This is a genomic window from Brevundimonas sp. UBA5866 (genome assembly GCF_002432125.1).
GTDB lineage: Bacteria > Pseudomonadota > Alphaproteobacteria > Caulobacterales > Caulobacteraceae > Brevundimonas.
Map to the genome: position 1 here is coordinate 421 of NZ_DJFS01000084.1, position 278 is coordinate 698.

A 278-nucleotide genomic window follows, 5' to 3' on the forward strand; every position below is an offset into this window, starting at 1 on the left:
GTGGGGCGAGAGAACCTGATGCAGGCCGGGGCGATCACCATGCTCACCGTGCGGCTGGGATCGGTTATCTCACCGATGCTCGGCGGCCTGCTGCTCGCCTCCGGGGGCGTGGTGTGGAACTATGCCCTGGCGGCGGCGGGAACCTTTATCACCACCCTGACCCTACTGCGCCTGCCGCAGCTGCCTCCGCCGCCCCAGCCGCGCGAGCATCCCCTGAAGTCGCTGCTGGCGGCGTTTCGCTACCTGCTGCGCAGCCCGCTGATCGGCGGTATCGCCCT

1 pseudogene is annotated in these 278 nt (G+C 69.4%); it reads left to right on the plus strand.

Annotated features, from left to right (window positions below):
* Positions 1-18: 18 nt before the first annotated feature.
* A pseudogene (locus B3H86_RS11335) lies at positions 19-278 on the plus strand (MFS transporter); the annotation flags it as partial.